Raw genomic sequence first — 20,703 nt, 5'->3', positions numbered from 1 at the left:
CAAATTAGAGGAATGAAAAAAAGAAGCGTGCCACGGATCCAAAACCGTGGCACGCCAATATATTCTTCCACCCGCTAAAACAGGAGGCTGAATGTTAATTAGACTATTCAAAGCGCAATGCAACCATAAACAACAAACTATAAACCCTAAACAGCAACTGCAGGCACTTCGTAAAGCCCCGGTACAGGACCGAATGACCGAACGAGCCGGTTCCATGAATTGATTTGAACAATTGCCATTGTAAGATGGGCGATCTCTTCTTTTGAAAAATATTTATTCAATTCATCGAGTATAGCATCGCTGTTCTCTTCAGCCGGCATATGGGTTACTTCTTACTTTCCCAAAGCGACTAATTTATCAGGATTTCTCATTATGTATATCCGATAGATGCGCTCATCCCGCAACTCGAAGATTATACAATTTATCAGCTGCCCTTTTTCATAATAGAACAGGGCAGGGTGGTGGTTCACAACCGTTTTCACATATTCCCGGCTAGAATAGAATTTATTGAAAATACCCGATAAGAACAGCGATGCGTTTTCGGTGCCCACCAGCGGGTTCAGGGCCGCTGAGGCCTTACCACCACCGTCAGAAACAACCACAATTTCATCGCTCAGGAGTTGTTCCAGCTTTTTGAGGTCGCGGCTGCGAATGGTTTCAACGAATTTATCGAGGTAATTGGCGGGTGTTTTAACCACTTCCTTAATATGCTCGTTTTGAAGGGCTGTGCGGGCCCGGCTGAGTATTTTTCTTGAATTTTCTACACTAATATCCAGTACTTCGGCTATTTCTTCATGTTCGTAGGAAAATGCTTCTTTCAGAATAAAAACAGCCCGCTGTTTGGCGTCCAGTTTTTCAAGCAACACCATAAGGGAGTAGGAGAGAATATCTTTCTGGTGCAGGTCGTCATCGGCCCCTTCGGTAGCAACGGGTTCGGGCAACCAGCTGCCGGGATAACCCGATTGCATTTTCTGTAACCTGTTTCGCGCATTGATTGCCCGGTTGATCACAGAACGGGTGAGGTAGGCTTTTTCATTTTCGATCTTACCAACGTTCCGGTTGATCATTTCAAGCATAACATCCTGAACGACATCCTTTGCATCTTCATAAGAGCCGAGGATGTTATATGCATACGAAGTAAGTAACGGCCGCAGGGAATCCATACGCAAATGTAATAACCGAATGGAGTTTATGCGAACCGAATTAACAGATATTGCAGGTAAAATGAACGCTTATGCGCATATTTGGTGAGAATACATAAACTGTTGCATGAATCAGGTGCAGGTTGTGCAAACGGGATGATTGTGTTTGATGCTTTGCGCAAAGGTTTGATAGAAATAATGCTTTCGTTATTCGTTTTTTTGCTGCATGTTGAATGAAATACGTCGTATTAAACAATAAACAGACGTAAGTTGGCCATTTATCAGGCTCATTTCATTATCATTTCGTCATAGTTTGCAATTTGTACGAATGGATTGATGCGGCGAGCTCCCATGTTGATCATTTACAGATACAAGTTGTGAAGTTTCAGCCATATGTTGTCAATATTTCAACCGAATTTGCAATTTTGACGCCCTTACCCGAAGGGAAAAGCAAATTCCTGGAAGAAAAAGGGATTTCCTCAAAGCTTTCCGGTTTTCCCGTAGGCTTTTTCAAATACCCGAAAGGAAATGGCTTTTCCCGAAGGGTTTTACGATTTCCTAAAAGCTTTTCTCTATTCCTGTAAGATTTTGCAAATACCTGAAAGATTTCATGCTTTCCTTAAAGCTTTTGGGATTTCCGGACAGAAAAAGTTTTTTCCCTAAAAAACACATTCCAGTGATGACCTATGCCGCGTAAACAACATGATGAATTGATCTTTATTTCTTTGCAACACTGAATTGAGAATTTATTCTAAGAAGTTTCAGTGCAACAGAACCTTTTTCACCTGAAAACCATACTAATGCATGCTTTCCTGTTAAGAAAAATTATTTATTTTTAATACCAACAGTCAATTCCATCCTATGAATTGACATATCACACCAGGTTAAGCCACTCTTTTTATCAGCAGTTGTCAATAGGGGACCCAGCGCGCACTCAACTTACCAGTAATGGCCAGGGGATATTCGATTGCCGGTTTTCAAACACTTATAAGTAAAAAAGTTATGAAAAGGAGACTGAAGCTGAATTTTAAAGGAATTAAGGACCCCGAATTAAGTATCATGGCGTATACCGTATGTCATAAAATGAATGGCAATGAAAAATTCCCCGACCCCGGCATGCTCATTATTGAACTAAGTGAAATCTCCAGGCAGTTTGATCAGGCCATGTTAGATGCAAGCATGGGTGACCGGTTAAAGATCGCAATCAAGAATGATGTGAAGGCTCTACTTATCAAAAAGCTAAAACAGGTAGGCGAATTCGTTAAAAATGAAGCGAATGGTAAAGAAGAACTGCTCTGGGGCAGTGGGTTCGATCTTACAAAACCGGTGGATGAAATAAAGTTAAGACATCCCAATGATTTCCAAATACTCCCCGGTTCAAACCCGGGTGAAATGATCCTGAAAGTTCGTGGATTAAAAGGCGCCCGTTCATACCTGTACCAATGGACGCCGGCGCCGGTGACTTCGCAAAGCATTTGGCAAAGTATCGCCGACACCCGCTGTAAAAAAGTGATCACCAACCTGCCGCTCGGCATAGATTATTGCTTTCGCATGGCCGCCGTTGGCGCCCGTAACCAGATCATTTACACCCAGGTGTTAAGCCGTTACATTTCATAAGCCCCAACCCGCAAAAACACCTGTACTTTCTCTCCATAATGCCGCTAAAATCAGTTACTTTTGCGGGTATTTATAAAGGACAACCGACTTAATGAAGAATATCCGCAATTTTTGCATTATCGCACATATTGACCATGGTAAAAGTACCCTGGCAGACAGACTGTTACAAGCCACCAATACTATCAGCGAACGGGAAATGATGGACCAGGTACTGGACGATATGGACCTGGAGCGCGAAAAAGGGATCACCATCAAGAGCCACGCCATCCAAATCAACTATAAACATACCGACGGTCAGGAGTACATCCTGAACCTGATCGACACCCCCGGTCACGTAGATTTCAGCTACGAAGTGAGCCGCGCACTGGCCGCCTGTGAAGGCGCCCTGCTGCTGGTAGATGCTACCCAGGGTATTCAGGCGCAAACTATTAGTAATTTGTACCTCGCCATCGATAACGACCTGGAGATCATCCCTGTTATCAATAAAATTGATATGGATGGCGCCATGATCGAAGAGGTAAAGGACCAGATCATTGAACTCATTGGCTGCAAACCCGAAGACATTCTGCTGGCGAGCGGCCGTACCGGAATTGGCGTGGATGGCATTCTGCAAGCGATCGTGGAACGCATCCCGGCTCCCAAAGGAAATCCCGAAGCTCCCCTGCAGGCCCTGATCTTCGACAGTGTATTCAATAGCTTCCGGGGTATCATCGTGTACTTCCGCGTGCTGAACGGCACCATCCGCAAAAGCGATATCGTAAAATTTGTGTCTACCGATATGGATTACGAGGCCGCTGAAGTAGGTATCCTCAAACTGAAGATGACAGAGAAGAAGGAAGTAAGTGCAGGAGATGTAGGCTACCTCATTACGGGTATCAAGAATGCGAAAGAAGTAAAAGTGGGTGATACCATTACCCTCAAAAATAACCCTACCCAGGAAATGATCAAAGGTTTTCAGGAAGTGAAACCAATGGTATTCGCAGGCATCTTTCCGGTGAATACAGATGAGTTTGAGGAACTGCGCGACTGTATGGACAAGCTCCAACTGAATGACGCGTCCCTTACTTATGAACTGGAAACCTCCCAGGCCCTTGGCTTCGGTTTCCGATGCGGCTTCCTGGGTATGCTGCATATGGAGATCATCCAGGAAAGATTGGAGCGTGAGTTCAACCAGACGGTGATCACCACCGTTCCCAACGTTAGCTTTATCGCCTATACTACCAAGGGTGAAAAGATCATCGTAAACAACCCTACAGAGTTCCCTGATCCGGTAAAGACAGACCGGATAGAAGAACCTTACATCAAGGCCCAGATCATTACAAAGCCCGAGTACATTGGTAATATCATGACGCTTTGCCTGGGCAAACGCGGCATCCTGTTGAACCAAAGCTATCTGACCACTACCCGCGTGGAGCTGCAGTTTGAGATGCCCCTGACAGAGATCGTATTCGACTTCTATGATAAATTGAAGAGCCAAACCCGAGGCTATGCCTCATTCGATTACCATCCTATCGGCTACCGCGAAAGCGATATCGTGAAAATGGATATCCTGCTGAACAGCGATAAGGTGGATGCCCTCAGCGCGCTTATTCACCGTGGCCGCTCCCAGGATTTTGGCCGCAAACTCTGCGAAAAACTCAAGGAGCTGCTGCCCCGTCAGCAATTCCAGATAGCCATACAGGCCGCCGTTGGCGCCAAAGTACTGGCCCGCGAAAACATCAGCGCCATGCGTAAAGACGTTACCGCCAAATGTTATGGAGGTGACATCAGCCGTAAACGCAAGTTGTTGGAGAAACAGAAAGAAGGTAAAAAGCGTATGCGCCAGATAGGTAACGTGGAAGTGCCGCAGGAAGCATTTTTGGCTGTATTGAAGCTCGATGATTAGCATTAATTTGAATTAACAGTGAGCTCAAATCCTGAGCGAAGCCGAAGGACGGCTGTTTTGAAATTAGATGATTAAGGCATTAAGTTCTACAACCTAACATACATGTAAAAGCAAAGGGGATTCCGGTAATTGAAAAATTATTGGAATTATGTTAACAAAGAACATTAGTAAAGATCAACGCATGTTGATCTTTCAGCAACCTTTGCATCAACAATTTTTCCTTCATTATTCTAATACAAATGGAGGTGTTGTTTTAGTGCATAAACTGATAGACAACACCGAAAGCGATTTTCCATTGCTCATCGCAATTGGTACTGTATTGGCCAATGAGGGGAAGAAAGTTGAGTTGCTACCCAAGTTGCATGAAAAAGATGTGGACTTCAGACGAAAGGTATTACCAGGCGTTAGAATGAATAAAAACCCTGACCTGAGGATTAATGGTGAATACTGGGAGGTGGAGTCGCCTCAATGGCCATACAAAAAAATAAATATTGATAACCGAATCAGAAAAGGACAAGAACAAGCAGATGCATTAATTATTTACTTTGCTAAAGAGGTAAATATTAAATCTGTCGAAGTAATGATACAGTCTAGATTCAAGGAGCATTTAAAATTTAAAAAAGCGGAAATATGGGTGAATTGTAAACGAATGGGAAGCTATATAAAATAAAAAGCCGGTAGTCGTCACCACCGGTATGGTCCACGCCGCAGCCTGATCCATCACAAATGTAAAATAATTTTACATATTTGTAAAAAAAATTACAAATAAACATTATATCCTCAAAAATTTTTATCCTCTATAAGAAGAATTAGCAGTATTCGTTGTTTATTGTATCTAAATTACACACATGCGCACACCACTGCAAAAAGGCGAACAGGTATTACTGGTGACCCATACCAGTTGGGTTAAATTAATTGTCCCGGTATTGATTGCAATAGCTGGCTGGGTAGCTGCCTTTTTCCTAAACTTTTTAGAATGGGGCTGGACGGCCGCATTGGTTGGTTCCCTGTACTTTTTAATAGTGTATTTTTCCTGGAAAGTGAATATCTGGGTAGTCACCAACTACCGGGTCATCGATGAAGCTGGTTTGCTTAACCATTTTGCCAAGGAAAGTCCGCTCGAAAAGATCAACAATGTGTCATACGATCAAACGCTGTGGGGCCGTATCTTAAACTTTGGTCATGTTGAAATTCAAACGGCTGCGGAAGTTGGCGCAACCGATTATTACAATGTTCATGGCCCCAAACGCCTGAAAGATACCATAACACTGGCGCAAGCCGAATACAAGAACATACAACTGGCCAACCAGGCGCAGCATATGGCTTCTGCCATGGGCATTCAGGCCGGAGAAGTAAAATACCAGGCGCCCTCTTCACAAGGCATTGCCTCCGAACTGGAAAAATTACACCAGTTAAAACAACAGGGAATCATATCCGAAGAAGAATATATTAAAGCGAAGAACAAACTGCTAAGCTAACAAAAATGCCCCCGCTGTTGCAGGGGCGTAATACTTTATGGAAACTTTGAATTAAAATCTGTTACCCATTAATAGCGAGTTTCGCCAACAACAAACCATAAACTAAACTATCCTTTCTTTTTAGGCTGTGTACTTTTCTTTGGCGTTGCAGGCGTTTTTTCCGGTGAGCCTGCTTCTCTCTCCATATTACGGCGGGAAGCTTCTTCCAACTGTCGCTCATTTATATTCCCCGCATCATCCAAAATGGTTGACTCGGTGGGGAACTGGCCATCTTTCAGTTTTAATTCAAATTCGAGCCGTTCTACATGCACCCATTGCCCATTTTGCCATTTGAACGCTTCAAAATCACCGTCAGGTATATAGGTAGATTTTCTCTCAGGCTCATTGCTTTCAGAGATCAGGTGGTCAAAAACGATCATGTCCTTTTCAGGATCATAATTAAAAAATGTTTTGGCTTCTTTCTTATATTCAATATTGAAGCGGGATTGCACCGCTTTTTTAGCAGTATCATCCTTAAAAGAGATCATTGAACCTCCAAACACCGGCTCTCCACGCTCATTGAAGTGTAATACTTCCATCCATTTCCTATTACTGCTTACGCTATAATCATCAAAACCAAGCAAGGTGTAATACTTCTTACCATTAAATTCCTTGGCAATGATCCGGTAATAGATAGCGCCTATCCAGTTGTTACGCGTACGTACAGAATCCAGCGGTTTTGAGGTAAACATGGAAACATCGAATAACGGGAACAGCTTCAGCGAACCATCCGGCATATTCATTTGAATGGCCCCTTTTTGCAGGTACACATACTCATCCTTTTTTAACTGCCAGGTAAATATGCGAAAAGTGCTATCGGGCGCATACAGTTTTGAAATATTCAATGAATCGAACGGGTAATAAAAAGCGTTCTTTACTTTCAGCGCCCGTACAAAAGCGCGGGTAAACGAACTGTCTGACCGAAAACGATCAGCCGCCTGTTCACTGAACACCATACTGGCAGATAACTTTTTTAAAGTATCTTCTTTTTTCTTCAATTCATTTTTATCGGCGGTTGATATTCGCTGAGCAAATGCAGGCGCAATGCTCAATAAGCCGATCATTAACAACCAGAAGGCCATAAAGTATTTGCTATAACGGTGATTCATAAATTAATTAAATCGTGAATGGTCAATGGTGGTGAACATTTCGTGAAACTCGAATAAAATCAAGCATCTCGAATAAAGAACTACAAACAATAAACCACAAACCATAAACTGCCTCCTAAGTAACCTGTAGCGTACTTCCTCAATACCTACCATACAAAGTTACAAACAGCCTATCCGGGTTTCCCGTACTGGAACGTGAAAGGGTTGATAAAATTTTATATATTCTGCAAAGCTTTTGCAAAATCGGGTAATGAATTAAATGCCAGGTCAATAGCAGGGTGGGGAAGCGCCTGTTCAGGGTTGGTGGTTTTAACAAAAACGGTATGAATGCCGGCATTGCGTCCAAATTCCATATCGCTCATATTATTCCCTACGATCAGGGATTTTTGCAGATCAATAACAGGAAAATCCTGCCTGGCCTCGTAAATCATGCCGGGGTTGGGCTTGCGGTTGGGATGGCTGGCATCATTGGCAACACAATAATAAATGCGATCGATACGGCCACCGGCTTTTTCAATATCGCTGATCATGCGGGTATGAATATCCAGCAGATCGGTTTCTGTCATCAATCCACGCCCAATGCCACGTTGATTGGTAGTAATAATTACAGGGCCAAAAAGTTCACTCAACGTTTTTATTGCATCGGGAACGCCGTCATAAAAAATAAACTCGTCGTAATTGTATACATAATCCTGGTATTTTTCATGGTTAATAACACCATCACGATCGAGAAATAAAGTCCAGGATCTATCTATTTGCTTAAGGTCTAACATTACACCTAATTATTTTTTACCTATATTTCCAAGGCTTGATTGTTGAATTGTTTGATGGTTACATTGCTTCAATTTCAGCCGGCCTTATTTCCCGCCGAGTGCTCGCATTTTAAACCCAACCATCTAACCATCAAACCATCAAATCCCGGTTCGCCTTTTCAAAATCTTCGGGAATGCCAATATCAATGAAATATTCATCCTGCACAATGCCATACATAGGCCGTTCTTTATATAATGTTTCCAGGTAATCCTTTTCAAAGGAGAATTTATCGGGTAATCCTTCATTCAAAAACGCAGCTACCTGTAATGCATATATGCCGCCATTGATCAAACCGCTTTCGTAGAACTGCTTTTCTTTAAAGCTTTTTATGGCGCCGTTCTCCTGCAATTCAACCACACCGTATCTGTCGAAGTTTTGCATGGGTTTTAATGCCAGCGTACAATGAGCCTGGTGTTGTTCATGAAAGGCAGTCTGTGCCGCTAATTGAATAGAGAACAAGGTATCGCCATTCAGGATCAGCACGTTTTTTTCAGTGGCCTGCCGGCATGCGAGTTGAATGGCGCCGCCGGTCCCCAGCGGTTCCGCTTCAATTACATATTGCTTATTGTAAGTGGCATACTTATCATCCAGGTACGCCTGTATGATCTCATGCTTATAGCCCAATGAAAAAATAAACTTCTCGATGCCTTGCTGCCGGAAATGGTCGATCACATACGAAAGAAAAGGTTTACCTGCTACCGGCGCCATGCATTTGGGCAGATCAGGTACAGCACTGCGTAGTCTCGTGCCCAGGCCACCGGCTAGAATGATGCACTCTTTAATCATTATAGTTACCGGTTACCGGTTACCAGTTACCGGGTAACTGGCAACTGGTAATTTATTTTATTTACCAAAATATTGTTCTTCTACCAGTTGACATACTATATGCCCTAACATAATATGGCTTTCCTGTATGCGGGGAGTATCCTTCGATGGAACATTTATGAGGTAATCACTCAATTCTTTCATTTTTCCACCGCCTTCACCGGTAAAACCTACGGTTATAATTCCTTTTTCGCGGGCAACTTCAAATGCTTTTACAATATTGGCTGAATTGCCTGAAGTTGATAAACCAACCAACACATCGCCTTTCAACCCAATGCCTTTAATTAAACGGGCATATACCACATCATAACTGTAATCATTGGCCACCGCTGTTAAATAGGACGTATTGCAGTGCAATGCTTCTGCTGGCAATGCTTCACGATCGGTATAAAAACGACCAGAGAATTCAGCGGCCAGGTGTTGTGCATCGGCTGCACTTCCTCCATTTCCGCAGAAGTAAACGCGGTTGCCATTGCGCAACGCGCTGGTAGTGATATTCGCAAGCTTTTCAATAGTACCCAACAACACCGGATCTTTAAGAATGCTTTCTTTGGTACCGATCGATGCTTTAATAATGTCAGTGATCTTATTACTCATAGATATTGTTTAATTAGAAAATTGCAAATTCGAAAATGTGAAAATGAAAAAGTTTCTTCCCTTTTGCACATTAGTTTAAATCGTCCAGGAAGTAAGTCCATGATCAACAAACTGATAATGTTTTACAATACCACCAAACTGTAATAATTTTTCAATTACATTATACTTGGTATTGGCAGGGCAATAAAAGGTCATAAATCCACCTCCACCGGCGCCGGAGATCTTACCACCGGTTGCGCCAGCTTTTTTAGCGGCTTCGTAAATCTCATCCATCAACGTATTGGAAATACCTTCTGCCATTTGCTTCTTTTGTTGAAAACCAAAATCAAGGATTTCGCCAATTTCATGCAGTCGTCCTTTTAACAAGGCTTCTTTCATTAACTGGGCCTGGCGCTTTAGCTGGTGCATGGCATCGATCGGTTTTTCCTTTTTCGATACCACATTCTGGCTTTGCTTTTCAATGATCCTGGCCGATTCGCGGCTGGTTGCTGTGTAGTACAACACGAGGTTGTTCTCCAGTTCGAACAAGTATTGTTGTTTAATGCGCAATGGGTTTACCACCACATTATCACCATAAAACTCCATATAGTTCACGCCACCGAAAGTAGCCGCATACTGATCTTGTTTACCACCGGCCATTTTCAGGTCGTTACGTTCAATTTCATACGCCAGATGGGCAATATCATATTCTCCCAACGGCAACCGCAGCATTTCAGCAAATGCTCCTACGATAGCCACCACCAGGGTAGAAGAAGTACCCAGACCAGAACCGGCCGGCGCATCTACAAAAGTGGATAATTTAAAGCCCGTTTCCGGCATGCCATATTGCTTCTGTATGCGGTTATACACGCCCTTTAGCAGATCGAGCTTGCCATCTATCGGTAATGCTGCGCTCCAGTCATATTGTTGCACTTCATTCCTGTCCATTGCATGAAGCAGGATCGTTTTTTCTGAAACAGGTTCAATATTGGCATAAGCATACAATGACACCGTAGCATTCAGAATAGCCCCGCCATACAGGTCGCTGTAGGGACTAACATCGGTACCACCACCGGCCAAACCAATGCGCAAGGGCGCTTTACTTCTGTAGATCATTTATAGGATGTTAAAATATTTCCATTAATTATTTAACTAATGCTCACATTTCCAGGATCGTATTTACCAGGTTATGCCAGGAATATTTTTCCTTTTCGGTGCGAAGATGCGGTATAAAATATTGTTCTCCAAGTTCAAAATACCGGATAATGGCGGCAGCCAGGGAGGCCGGCTCAGGTTCACATACCAACCCTACTTTTTCGTGAGGCACCAGGGTTGGCAGGCTGCCCACATTGGTTACGATCATCGGCTTTTCGAAATGATAGGCCAGGGGAGTAACGCCACTTTGCGTAGCATTTCGATAAGGCTGTATTACCACATCCGCCGCACAGAGATAATATTTTACTTCGCTGTCTGGAATAAAATCCGTTCTTAAGATGAGGCTATCTTCAATTCCCAACCGTTTTATTTGGTCCTGGAAAGGTTTTACATCTTCATAAAACTCACCGGCCACCAACAGTTTAATGGTTTGTTGTTTGTTGTTTATGGTTTGTTGTTTTAACAAACTCATAGCCTCATACAAAATATCGAGCCCTTTATATTTTCGAATAAATCCGAAAAATAGAATGATTTTATCGTTGCAATTCAGACCCAGCTTTTTCCTGGCTTCTTCTTTTGAGATCGGCTCGCCAAAATTGTCGTACAACGGATGCAATACCTGTTGCGCCGGTTTGATTTTTTCAAACTGACGCAGGTCTGTCATAACTTTTTCACTCATAGTGATAAAAGCATCACAACTGTTGAGAAAATAACGGGTAAATGAGGTATCGAAAGGTCTTTTTTCGTGTGGAATTACATTATCGGTGATGGCAACAATGCGGGTATGCCTGTTTTTTCTTACTCTGCGCAAAATGGCTCCCAAAGCAGGCCCCATAAATGGCAACCAAAACCGCACCACGATAATATCGGGTCGTATTCGCCTCAATGCATTGCCTATCTGCAACCAGTTCAGTGGTTGAATAGAATTAATAACAGAATATATCTCAACATCTGTTGGTGCAGGCTCGGTAGAGTATTGCGTAGTACCGGGAAATAAGAAGGAAGGGTATTGCAGCGAAAATGAATAAATGCTACAGGAATGACCCTCATCATTAAACTGCTTGCACAGCCGTTGGTTGAAGGTGGCTAATCCACCCCGCAACGGATGACCTGGTCCTATTATTACGATATTTTTATTAGACATTGAATTAAATAGATACATTGCTGAATGGCTTGATTGTTCGATTGCTAAATGATTGCATTTAAAAGGCAACCCGCAAAACAACTTTTCAACAGGCTTAACAATAAACTGCTATAACCATCAAACTATCAATCCGTCAAACAATTATTCCACACCTGTTTTCTTCTCAATCAAATAATGGTTGCGGCCGGGTGAGTTACGCGAGATCAGTTCTCCCAAAAATCCTGCAATGAAGAACAACGAACCAATGATCATTGCAGTTAACGAAATATAAAACACAGGCCGGTTGGTGATACCATATTCAGGTTCTATGAATTTGGAAATAGCCATGTACAGCACCATCAAAAAACCTATAACCCAAAAAACAAAGCCCCACAAGCCAAAAAAGTGCATGGGTCTTTTACCGTATTTACCTACAAATGTTATAGAAGCCAGATCAAGAAAACCATTTACAAAACGCTCCCAGCCAAATTTGGTAGTACCATATTTGCGTTTGCGGTGCTCCACCACTTTTTCGCCGATCTTTTTAAAACCTGCCCATTTCGCCAGCACGGGTATATAACGATGCATTTCGCCATACACCTCAATACTTTTAATGACCTTATGTTTATATGCCTTGAGCCCGCAATTAAAATCGTTCAACTGGATCTTTGACATGCGCCGTGTAGCCCAGTTAAAAAACTTGCTCGGAAGATTCTTGGTAAGGGTATTATCGAACCGCTTCTTTTTCCATCCGCTTACCATATCATACCCATCTGTCATGATCATTTTGTACAGGTCGGGGATTTCATCCGGACTATCCTGCATATCGGCATCCATTGTGATCACCACTGTACCCAATGCGGCTTTAAAACCTTCGTTCAACGCGGCAGACTTTCCATAATTGCGTTGGAACCTGATTCCTTTTATATTGGGATTTTTAGAACGTAATTGCTCAATGACCTGCCATGAGCTGTCATCGCTGCCATCATCGATCATAATAATTTCATAAGTGAAATTATTGTCAGTAACCACCCGCTCAATCCACGCACACAATTCGGGCAGGGATTCTTCTTCATTCAACAAAGGCACTACAATGGAAATATCCATAGTTTATTGGTTAAATGTATTTTCAAACACCGGCCGTTTCTTTTTCATGATTGCAGAAACGATCAATGCAAGGATGAAATGTAAGATACATCTGATTGCAAAAGCCAACGCCTGTGCAGCCAAACCGTAACTGTTAAATTTCGACATGAATTCCACCGTCTCTTCAATTTTCTCATCAGACATGTCACTGTTTTCCATTTCCTTCACCATGGCATCAATGGAAGCTTGCGTCAAAGCCTCACGGAACGGCACATCGATATAATGAAACAAAATATAATCGAACAATGTTGATAAAAATATCCCTATAACCAGCACCTTGAATATTGATTTCAAAGCATCGGAAAATTCAAGATAACCGCCCTGTTGTTTTTTCAGGTGCCATGCAGGCAGGATGGCAAATACAAGGGCAATGGCTACTCCTATGTACTTATTAGCCGAATGCATATAAGCTGCAACGCCACCTAAATACAGGATCACTGTATAGGCAATGCTTGTTACACCATAAAGCACACCATACAGCAAGATGGAACTTTTGCCGGAGGACGCAGTTGTCATAAAATAATGGTATTAATTTAGAAATAAGGTCTCCTTATTGATGATCCCTTTTACAGAACCATTAAGGGTTTTACCGGTAAAAGCAGAGTTTTTTGATTTTGACCGGAACAAAGCCGCTGTTATGGTTACCGGTACGCCAGGTTCAAAAATGGTAATGCAGGCCGGCTCATCTTTTTTGATCACCGGGCTTTCCAAACCAAATATCTTCCTGGGATTAATGCTAACCAGTTCTACCCACCGGCTTTCGGTAAGGCCCGGCAGTACAGTCTTTATAGCACTGTACGAAGTTTCCAGTCCGGTCATCCCATATTTGGCATATTCAAACTCCAGCACCTTGCTGTCGTATTCATGCGGCAGGTGGTGCGAAGCAATGCAATCGATGGTTCCGTCCAGCACGGCCTGCCTTAGTATTTCCACATCGCTTTTGGTACGCAATGGTGGATATACTTTCAGGTTGGTATCGTATTGCATCAGGTCTTCGTCGGTAAAGAAAAGATGATAAGGCGTAACAGAACATGTTACCGCCAAACCCGCCTCTTTTGCCCGGCGAATATATTCGATCGATTTGGGAGCGCTAACCCCCGTGAAATGTAGTTTTGATCCTGAATACCGCACCAGCTTAATATCCCTGGCTACCTGCAGTTCTTCAGCCATCATAGGTTTGCCGGGCAAGCCCAGCCGGGTTGAAACAATACCTTCATGCATGAGGCCATTGGCCCCTACACTTTTATCATCGGGTATTTGAATAACGGTGCCTTCAAAAGCTTTTACATATTGAAGCGCTTTCAACAGTAAACCGGCAGATTGGATCGGGTTCAGGCCATCACTGAAGGCAACAGCGCCGCTGGAACGCATATCGTACATTTCGGCCAGGTCTTTTCCTTCCGTGCCTTTTGAAATAGCACCAATAGGATGCACATTGACGGGCAGCGACTTCGACTTCTGGCTAATGTATTCTGCCTGTGTTTTGCTGTCGATTACCGGTTTGGTATTGGGGATCACGAAAACATCGGTATAACCGCCTGCCGCTGCAGCGCGTGAACCTGTTTCCAGCGTTTCCTTATACTCATAACCAGGATCGGCAAAATGGGCAAACACATCAACCCAGCCTGGCGACAAATGCAGCTGGTTGCCTGTGATCACTTTATCTGCTTCTGTTGAAATAGCAGGTTGAATATCCTTGATAATACCTGATTCTATAAGGACATCCTGCTTTGTTCCGTTAAATGGGGATGATGGATCGGTAATTGTAACCTGTTGAATTAGAATCTTCATTCTCAAAAAGTTGAGCGAAGATAAGGTTTTCTGTTTTAAGTTTTGTGTTCTCGTTATTAATGAGTTACAAGGTTGTAACGGATAATCCTGAATAAAGGATCTGTTACTGGTTGCCGGGTATAAAATTCCGAGCTTCCGATTAAGGGTAAAGTGATTGACATTTCGGGTCCTGGAAACTGGTAACTGGTAACCGGCAACTTTTAATTTACCACATTTTGCGGTAACAGGGATACCACATAGGCCCTGATATTTTCTACCGTAATATCCATCACCCGCTGGCGTGCTTCCCTGCTGATCCACGCATTGTGCGGAGTAATGATGCAGTTTTTAGCCGTCAGCAGGGGATTTTGGGCAGAAGGCGGTTCCGTCGACAGCACATCCAGCGCCGCCCCGGCAATGCGGTCGCTATTCAGGGCATCGGCCAGGTGCTGCTCATTGATCAATGGCCCGCGTGCGGTATTAATAATGCAGGCCGACGGTTTCATTAACCCGATGAGCTCATTATTAACAAAACCTGTATTTTCTGGCTTAAGTGGACAATGCAAAGAAATAAAATCACTTTTGGCAAATAGCTCGGGCAAAGTGACCAATGGGCCATAGGCATTTGATTTTGGGGTAGGATTGTAATACACGATCTCCATCCCAAATGCCTGCGCGATGCGGGCGGTTTGACGGCCGATATTTCCCCAGCCAACTATACCAAGTGTTTTACCGGCCAGTTCGGTTATGGGTGCTTTTTGGTAACTAAAATCCGGCGCCTTCACCCATTCGCCTGCCGCTACGGAAGCAGCATGTTTACCCACCTGGTTGGTTAATTCCAGCAGCAGGGCAATTGTATGTTGAGCAACGGAAGCTATACCGTATGCCGGCACATTGCAGACTACGATTTTTCTTTTAGCAGCAGCCTGTACATCGATTATGTTGTAACCGGTGGCCGTTACACCGATCATTTTTAACCAGTGTAGTTCAGCTAACGTAGCTTCATTGAACGGTACTTTATTCGTAAGAATGATATTGGCATCGCGGCATCTGTCAACAATTTCATTTGGTTTTGTTCTGTCATAAACAGTCAGTTCACCAAATCGTTCAATTGGCGCCCAGCTCAGATCGCCCGGGTTCAGGGTATAGCCGTCGGTTACTACTATTTTAATCATCACATGTCTATTGAAATAATGAATGGAGCAAAAGTAAGATAAGCCAACAAGGCAGGGAAATGAAGAATGAAAAATGAGGAATAAGTAATTAGAAAGGGAAGGCAGAAAACAGAAGAATATCGAATGTTCAATTTCCAATATTGAAGTTGAATACAGTGTGTAGCTGTATTTGCTTTTAGCTTTCGGCTTACAGCTTTGAGCTGTATTCTGTATTCGCTTGCAGCGTGCAGCTTGTAGCTTGTAGCTGTATTCTGTATTCTGTATTCGCTCGCAGCTTGTAGCTGTATTCTGTATTCGCTTGCAGCTTGCAGCGTGCAGCTTGTAGCTGTATTTAACTATCTTTGCATCAATTTTTCATATGTCAGAATATATCATTTACGTAGGCCAAATTGAAGAATACCAGATGTTGAACGACAGGCAGGCTTTGGATGCTATTTTTCGCAAAGCCCAAAGCGCTGTGGTAGGCGGGGAAGTAGTGGCGCTGGTTCGACAGAATTCTAACGGTCAATCATACAGGTTTGAAGAGATCTCAACACTGGAAGACCTGAAGGAATACAAAAAGAATGTTTATAAAAATGTGAAGGAAGAATAAAAATTGAAAATGCTTTTCGTTTAAAAATTCCCGGGTGAGGCCGGGAGGGTGCCAGTCCAATTTATTTTTTAATAATATATCTTTAATACTTATGAAAGTGCTTGTTACCGGCAGTGCAGGACATTTGGGCGAAGCCCTGATGCGCACATTGAAGGAAATGAAATATGATGTTGTTGGAATAGATATATTGGCATCCGCTTTTACCACACATACTGGCACTATAGCCGATCGCGATTTCGTAAAACAATGCATGCAGGGCGTGAAGGTGGTTATGCATACCGCCACATTGCACAAACCGCATGTGGTTACACATAGTCCGCAACAATTTGTTGATACCAATATTACCGGCACCCTCAATTTATTACAGGAAGCAGTAGCTGCCGGCGTTGATGCTTTTGTTTTTACCAGCACCACCAGCGTATTTGGCGATGCCCTGATACCACCGGTGGGCGCTCCTGCCGCATGGATAACGGAAGATGTTACACCAGTACCAAAAAACATCTATGGGGTTACCAAGACAGCCGCGGAAAATCTTTGTCAACTCTATTACCGCAATTTCGGACTTCCCTGCATTGTGCTGAGAACTTCTCGGTTCTTTCCGGAAGAAGATGACAACCGTAAAATGCGGGCGATCTATTCCGATGCCAATTTAAAAGTAAACGAATTTTTGTATCGCCGGGTAGAAATTGAAGATGTAGTAAGCGCTCACCTGGTAGCCGCTCAGCGGGCACACGCCATTGGCTTTGGCACGTATATCATCAGCGCTACCACGCCATTCTTACCTGCCGATTTGTGGGACCTGCGCATTCATGCAACGGACGTTGTAAAACGGCTGGTTCCGGAATACGTTGAGGAATATGAGCAACGCGGCTGGAAAATGTTTCCGTCAATTGACAGAGTATACGTAAACGAACGCGCCCGCAAGGAGTTAGGCTGGCAACCCAAATACGATTTCAGGCACATCATTGAGCGGTTAAAAGCAACCAACGACCTGCGCAGTTCCCTCGCTATACAGATAGGCGCTAAAGGCTATCATGAAGAAAAATTTGCTGATGGCCCGTTTCCGGTGACAGAAAAGCAATAACTGTATTATCGGTGCCTGCCCCCAAAGCCATCCTCACTTCTTTATGGCTGGATGGCTGTAGCTTATTCATGTAAAGATCAATGCATGAATTGCTAACCCATTTTAATGGTGGTGTTGGCAAAGACATTATTTTTATTGGGTGAAGAACTTCAAACCCATTTTACTGCCCTTGCACCAAATGTTTGTACCAGGAAAAATACTGTTGCTGCTTTTTGCAACCAGCGTAAGCATTTCGCATACCGCATTTGCATTTGACATTTCGCCATTTTCTACTGACATTAAAGCTACGCGGCAGGCCAGTCATATTGCAGGCATAACAAAAGATAAGGTTGTGGTAATAGCAGGAAGCACGTTCCGGTTCACTGTTGATACGCCCGAAGACCAGGGCTTGGTATCAACCCGGCCCACGGTAAAACAATTGCTGCAGCAGCTAACTTCTAAAGACAATTCTATCCAACGGTATGCCATTATAGATAAAGCCGGTAACGCGAAAAACGAAGGCGATATTATATCCGGCGACCGGTTGTTGGTGACTTCGGAAAATGGGAAAGCCAGGAAAATATACCAACTCGATGTAAGGCAGATAGCATTAAGCGGTCAGCTTAATTTACAGCAACAATCCATAACCGTCAATACTAAAAAAGACCTCACCCTTTATTTTACAGCCGGTCAGCGAAGCCCCGATGCTACCGTTAAAATATACCTGCCGGCTGGTATTCATGCTACCATGGAAAATACCACGGTGAATGTGATCGGCCGGGGAAATGTTACCTTAAAAGAACTCGGCCAGCAATCCATCGGGCGTACAGGAACGAAGTATTCGTATTCAAAAGTTGGCGCAGTTACTATAACCCCATTGACCAATGGCGGTTCACTGCTCACTTTTAGTCACCTTGATCTTCGTCCGGCCAATGGCGCTGACCTTAAAATGGTGATCAGCAATGTTAGTTTACCCAAAACCGGCAACTATGTTTTTAAAGCAACTTACACCACCTCAAAACCGGAAGTGTTAACCAGTGCAGGCACAGGTACAGAAACTACAACGCTTGAAGTAACGCCAACCGTTTCAGATTTTGCAAGAGTTGCCGGCAGATCGCTTCAATACAGGGAAGAAGCAACAACTTATAATACCGTTCATTTTACCTGGGGCGCCATGCCCGCTTCCAATGTGGTATTGCTGCAATCAGTCAATAATTCGTGCCACTATGGACCCGCCCGGGCGACCATTGACATAAAAACAGGCAGCGCCACCGTTACCGGGTTAGAACCTGACCAATGGTATAAATTCCGGTTATTGGTTAAAGATGGTAAGCATAAAGGGTTTTCGAATATAATTGAATACTATTCCGGTAAGCTGGATATAAAAAGTTTTGATGTTGCGGGCGACAGCAGCAAGGATTACACGAAGGAGATCAATTATGCCATCGAATACCTTAGCCGGTTAGGCGGCGGCACGCTGCTGTTTAGTAAAGGCGTGTATTCGGTTCGAACCGTTCATTTAAAAAGCAACGTATACCTGTACATTGATAAAGAAGCTACCATTAAAGCATTGAAAGGCGCCGATGCGCCTGAAGTCACCTGGTTCAGCGATAAAAAATACCGGTCGGGATTATCGCCTACAGATGCAGGCCCGTATGCAGATCCCGAAAATTATCTCACCAAGCAGGACGTAGGGCATCACTATTTCAGGAACTCCATGTTCTTTGGTGAAAGGCTCGACAATGTTAAGATCATTGGCAATGGACGCATTACCGGCAATGGTAACATTGTTACCGGCGATCGGGTTATGGACAATGCGCCTGACAACCGTGCCGATAAAATGTTCACCTTTAAATTATGCACCAATATTGAAATAGGCGGTATTTACCGCGATGCTGATCTTTGGTATGACTCAAGTAAAGACGAACCTTATTATATAAGCAAAAACGGTTCGCAAGACTTCAATACCGATAATATGCTGCACATTGACCGCAGCGGGCATTTTGCTTTGCTGGCCACCGGCACCGATTTCATCAATGTGCACAACACCTATTTTTCGAAGCACAGCACGTCGAACGTTCGCGATATATACGATTTCATGGCCTGCAGTCATGTTACCGTAACCAATATTTATTCAAAAGTAAGTTCTGATGATATTGTAAAACCGGGTTCCGATTGCTCTTTGGGCTTTACCCGTCCGGCAAGTGATTATAAAGTTCGCAATGTTATCGGCGACACCAATTGTAACCTGTTTCAAATAGGTTCCGAAACAGCCGATGACATCATGGATATTTGCGTAGACAACATCTACATCCTCGGTTCAAACAAAGCCGGCTTTTCCATTTCAACCAACGATGGCGGGTATATAAAGAATATTCATCTTAACTGTGGTCATACCGGCTCGCTGCATGCCCGGTCAAAAATGTACCGCACCTTTGCGCCATTTTTTATTTCGATCTCCAATCGCGGCCGCATCATAGGCGCCGAGGTAGGAAAATATGCGTTTACCGACAATGGCGAACCGCACAATGAATTGCTGGTGAAAAATGTAAACATCGGCCAGGTAGAAAACATACTATTGAATGGAATAGATATTTATGAAGTATACGCAGGCAGTTCTTTCAATGGAAAAAGATGGGCCGGGTACGATGGAAAACAACGCAGGGCAACACCCATCATTGCAGGGTATAGCTTACCAGCAACCGAACAGGTTACCGGTGGTTTGAATTTTACCCTGCCCAACGGCAAACATACCGGTTACATAAAAAATGTTGTTTTCAATGATGTGCATGTGCTGGTGAAAGGCGGCAATCCATTAGCAGATACCGCGGCCACGCCGCCTGAACTGGGCGTTGGGCAGTACAATGCATCCAACCTTAAAGTACAGCCCTCATTTGGTCTTTGGGCGCGGCATGTAAAAGATTTAACCGTAAAAGCAAGCTCATTCCGGTATGAAAAACCCGACAGCAGGTATGCGCTGTTGCTGGATGATGTGATCGGCGCTCAAATTTCAGGGGTAAAAATGGTTCGGCCGGCCGACAACCCTACAGGAATAAAGCTCAAAAATGCGTCGGATATTCATATAGAAAATGTTTCTTACTACGAGCAATAGAAGGTTAACAAGTTCTTCCTTTTACCTGCATTCCACAGTTTGACGTGTTTTTATTACTTTTAGGCTTTAAGTCACCGAAAGGA

19 protein-coding genes are annotated in these 20,703 nt (G+C 43.5%); 7 read left to right on the top strand and 12 right to left on the bottom strand.

Going from position 1 to position 20,703, the window contains the following annotated elements:
• Nucleotides 1-146: 146 nt before the first annotated feature.
• Together FAM09_RS30735 and FAM09_RS17220 are read right to left on the bottom strand one after the other, a co-directional pair.
• Nucleotides 147-320, bottom strand: a complete 174-nt coding sequence (locus tag FAM09_RS30735) for a carboxymuconolactone decarboxylase family protein (RefSeq protein WP_153825461.1) — start codon at nucleotides 318-320, stop codon at nucleotides 147-149.
• Between the two features lie 12 nt (nucleotides 321-332).
• Complete coding sequence (locus tag FAM09_RS17220) at nucleotides 333-1,163, bottom strand: sigma-70 family RNA polymerase sigma factor (protein ID WP_136578366.1); 831 nt, start codon at nucleotides 1,161-1,163, stop codon at nucleotides 333-335.
• Nucleotides 1,164-2,144: 981 nt separating this feature from the next.
• Between FAM09_RS17220 and FAM09_RS17215 the strand changes: the two genes are divergently transcribed.
• From FAM09_RS17215 to FAM09_RS17200, 4 genes are all read left to right on the top strand, one after another.
• Complete coding sequence (locus FAM09_RS17215) at nucleotides 2,145-2,759, top strand: hypothetical protein (protein WP_136578365.1); 615 nt, start codon at nucleotides 2,145-2,147, stop codon at nucleotides 2,757-2,759.
• Nucleotides 2,760-2,850: 91 nt separating this feature from the next.
• Nucleotides 2,851-4,644: a translation elongation factor 4 gene (gene lepA, locus FAM09_RS17210; protein ID WP_136578364.1), complete on the top strand. Its 1,794-nt coding sequence runs from the start codon at nucleotides 2,851-2,853 to the stop codon at nucleotides 4,642-4,644.
• A gap of 148 nt (nucleotides 4,645-4,792) precedes the next feature.
• The gene (locus FAM09_RS17205) at nucleotides 4,793-5,314 is read left to right on the top strand and encodes a CdiA C-terminal domain-containing protein (protein WP_136578363.1); all 522 of its coding nucleotides are present in this window, start codon (nucleotides 4,793-4,795) and stop codon (nucleotides 5,312-5,314) included.
• Nucleotides 5,315-5,492: 178 nt separating this feature from the next.
• The gene (locus tag FAM09_RS17200; RefSeq protein ID WP_136578475.1) at nucleotides 5,493-6,122 is read left to right on the top strand and encodes a PH domain-containing protein; all 630 of its coding nucleotides are present in this window, start codon (nucleotides 5,493-5,495) and stop codon (nucleotides 6,120-6,122) included.
• Nucleotides 6,123-6,229: 107 nt separating this feature from the next.
• On the opposite strand, the gene FAM09_RS17195 is transcribed toward FAM09_RS17200, so the two are convergent.
• The 10 genes from FAM09_RS17195 to FAM09_RS17150 all read right to left on the bottom strand — a co-directional run bounded on the left by FAM09_RS17195 (nucleotide 6,230) and on the right by FAM09_RS17150 (nucleotide 15,853).
• A complete protein-coding gene (locus FAM09_RS17195; RefSeq protein ID WP_136578362.1) occupies nucleotides 6,230-7,270 on the bottom strand; it encodes a hypothetical protein in 1,041 nt (346 codons plus the stop codon).
• 215 nt (nucleotides 7,271-7,485) lie between these two features.
• Nucleotides 7,486-8,043: a D-glycero-alpha-D-manno-heptose-1,7-bisphosphate 7-phosphatase gene (locus FAM09_RS17190; protein WP_136578361.1), complete on the bottom strand. Its 558-nt coding sequence runs from the start codon at nucleotides 8,041-8,043 to the stop codon at nucleotides 7,486-7,488.
• A gap of 130 nt (nucleotides 8,044-8,173) precedes the next feature.
• Complete coding sequence (locus FAM09_RS17185) at nucleotides 8,174-8,869, bottom strand: nucleotidyltransferase family protein (RefSeq protein ID WP_243751693.1); 696 nt, start codon at nucleotides 8,867-8,869, stop codon at nucleotides 8,174-8,176.
• A gap of 57 nt (nucleotides 8,870-8,926) precedes the next feature.
• Entirely contained in the window at nucleotides 8,927-9,505 is a 579-nt protein-coding gene (locus FAM09_RS17180; RefSeq protein ID WP_136578360.1) for a D-sedoheptulose-7-phosphate isomerase, read from the bottom strand.
• Between the two features lie 75 nt (nucleotides 9,506-9,580).
• On the bottom strand, nucleotides 9,581-10,600 hold the full coding sequence (locus FAM09_RS17175; protein WP_136578359.1) for a GHMP family kinase ATP-binding protein: 1,020 nt from the start codon (nucleotides 10,598-10,600) through the stop codon (nucleotides 9,581-9,583).
• 43 nt (nucleotides 10,601-10,643) lie between these two features.
• Complete coding sequence (locus tag FAM09_RS17170; RefSeq protein WP_136578358.1) at nucleotides 10,644-11,783, bottom strand: glycosyltransferase; 1,140 nt, start codon at nucleotides 11,781-11,783, stop codon at nucleotides 10,644-10,646.
• Between the two features lie 141 nt (nucleotides 11,784-11,924).
• Nucleotides 11,925-12,869: a glycosyltransferase family 2 protein gene (locus tag FAM09_RS17165; protein ID WP_136578357.1), complete on the bottom strand. Its 945-nt coding sequence runs from the start codon at nucleotides 12,867-12,869 to the stop codon at nucleotides 11,925-11,927.
• 3 nt (nucleotides 12,870-12,872) lie between these two features.
• Entirely contained in the window at nucleotides 12,873-13,424 is a 552-nt protein-coding gene (locus FAM09_RS17160) for a DUF4199 domain-containing protein (protein ID WP_136578356.1), read from the bottom strand.
• A gap of 12 nt (nucleotides 13,425-13,436) precedes the next feature.
• Nucleotides 13,437-14,699, bottom strand: a complete 1,263-nt coding sequence (locus tag FAM09_RS17155) for a dihydroorotase (RefSeq protein ID WP_136578355.1) — start codon at nucleotides 14,697-14,699, stop codon at nucleotides 13,437-13,439.
• 200 nt (nucleotides 14,700-14,899) lie between these two features.
• Nucleotides 14,900-15,853: a D-2-hydroxyacid dehydrogenase gene (locus tag FAM09_RS17150; RefSeq protein ID WP_208025589.1), complete on the bottom strand. Its 954-nt coding sequence runs from the start codon at nucleotides 15,851-15,853 to the stop codon at nucleotides 14,900-14,902.
• Between the two features lie 358 nt (nucleotides 15,854-16,211).
• On the opposite strand from FAM09_RS17150, the gene FAM09_RS17145 reads away from it, so the two are divergent.
• From FAM09_RS17145 to FAM09_RS17135, 3 genes are all read left to right on the top strand, one after another.
• On the top strand, nucleotides 16,212-16,445 hold the full coding sequence (locus tag FAM09_RS17145) for a hypothetical protein (protein WP_136578354.1): 234 nt from the start codon (nucleotides 16,212-16,214) through the stop codon (nucleotides 16,443-16,445).
• A 91-nt stretch (nucleotides 16,446-16,536) separates the two neighbouring features.
• Nucleotides 16,537-17,529, top strand: coding sequence for an NAD-dependent epimerase/dehydratase family protein (locus tag FAM09_RS17140; protein ID WP_136578353.1), 993 nt, complete (start codon nucleotides 16,537-16,539; stop codon nucleotides 17,527-17,529).
• Between the two features lie 178 nt (nucleotides 17,530-17,707).
• On the top strand, nucleotides 17,708-20,620 hold the full coding sequence (locus FAM09_RS17135; protein ID WP_243751704.1) for an endopygalactorunase: 2,913 nt from the start codon (nucleotides 17,708-17,710) through the stop codon (nucleotides 20,618-20,620).
• The last annotated feature ends 83 nt before the right edge of the window (nucleotides 20,621-20,703 follow it).

This window comes from Niastella caeni (genome assembly GCF_004834005.1).
GTDB classification, from domain to species: Bacteria; Bacteroidota; Bacteroidia; order Chitinophagales; family Chitinophagaceae; genus Niastella; species Niastella caeni.
This window is presented reverse-complemented; position numbering and strand designations above follow the sequence as displayed.

Bases quoted from the DNA above. Each gene is read 5' to 3' on its own strand.
- FAM09_RS30735 (WP_153825461.1), bottom strand. From the start codon at position 320: ATGCCGGCTGAAGAGAACAGCGATGCTATACTCGATGAATTGAATAAA.
- FAM09_RS17220 (WP_136578366.1), bottom strand. From the start codon at position 1,163: ATGGATTCCCTGCGGCCGTTACTTACTTCGTATGCATATAACATCCTC.
- FAM09_RS17215 (WP_136578365.1), top strand. From the start codon at position 2,145: ATGAAAAGGAGACTGAAGCTGAATTTTAAAGGAATTAAGGACCCCGAA.
- lepA (WP_136578364.1), top strand. From the start codon at position 2,851: ATGAAGAATATCCGCAATTTTTGCATTATCGCACATATTGACCATGGT.
- FAM09_RS17205 (WP_136578363.1), top strand. From the start codon at position 4,793: ATGTTAACAAAGAACATTAGTAAAGATCAACGCATGTTGATCTTTCAG.
- FAM09_RS17200 (WP_136578475.1), top strand. From the start codon at position 5,493: ATGCGCACACCACTGCAAAAAGGCGAACAGGTATTACTGGTGACCCAT.
- FAM09_RS17195 (WP_136578362.1), bottom strand. From the start codon at position 7,270: ATGAATCACCGTTATAGCAAATACTTTATGGCCTTCTGGTTGTTAATG.
- FAM09_RS17190 (WP_136578361.1), bottom strand. From the start codon at position 8,043: ATGTTAGACCTTAAGCAAATAGATAGATCCTGGACTTTATTTCTCGAT.
- FAM09_RS17185 (WP_243751693.1), bottom strand. From the start codon at position 8,869: ATGATTAAAGAGTGCATCATTCTAGCCGGTGGCCTGGGCACGAGACTA.
- FAM09_RS17180 (WP_136578360.1), bottom strand. From the start codon at position 9,505: ATGAGTAATAAGATCACTGACATTATTAAAGCATCGATCGGTACCAAA.
- FAM09_RS17175 (WP_136578359.1), bottom strand. From the start codon at position 10,600: ATGATCTACAGAAGTAAAGCGCCCTTGCGCATTGGTTTGGCCGGTGGT.
- FAM09_RS17170 (WP_136578358.1), bottom strand. From the start codon at position 11,783: ATGTCTAATAAAAATATCGTAATAATAGGACCAGGTCATCCGTTGCGG.
- FAM09_RS17165 (WP_136578357.1), bottom strand. From the start codon at position 12,869: ATGGATATTTCCATTGTAGTGCCTTTGTTGAATGAAGAAGAATCCCTG.
- FAM09_RS17160 (WP_136578356.1), bottom strand. From the start codon at position 13,424: ATGACAACTGCGTCCTCCGGCAAAAGTTCCATCTTGCTGTATGGTGTG.
- FAM09_RS17155 (WP_136578355.1), bottom strand. From the start codon at position 14,699: ATGAAGATTCTAATTCAACAGGTTACAATTACCGATCCATCATCCCCA.
- FAM09_RS17150 (WP_208025589.1), bottom strand. From the start codon at position 15,853: ATGATTAAAATAGTAGTAACCGACGGCTATACCCTGAACCCGGGCGAT.
- FAM09_RS17145 (WP_136578354.1), top strand. From the start codon at position 16,212: ATGTCAGAATATATCATTTACGTAGGCCAAATTGAAGAATACCAGATG.
- FAM09_RS17140 (WP_136578353.1), top strand. From the start codon at position 16,537: ATGAAAGTGCTTGTTACCGGCAGTGCAGGACATTTGGGCGAAGCCCTG.
- FAM09_RS17135 (WP_243751704.1), top strand. From the start codon at position 17,708: ATGTTTGTACCAGGAAAAATACTGTTGCTGCTTTTTGCAACCAGCGTA.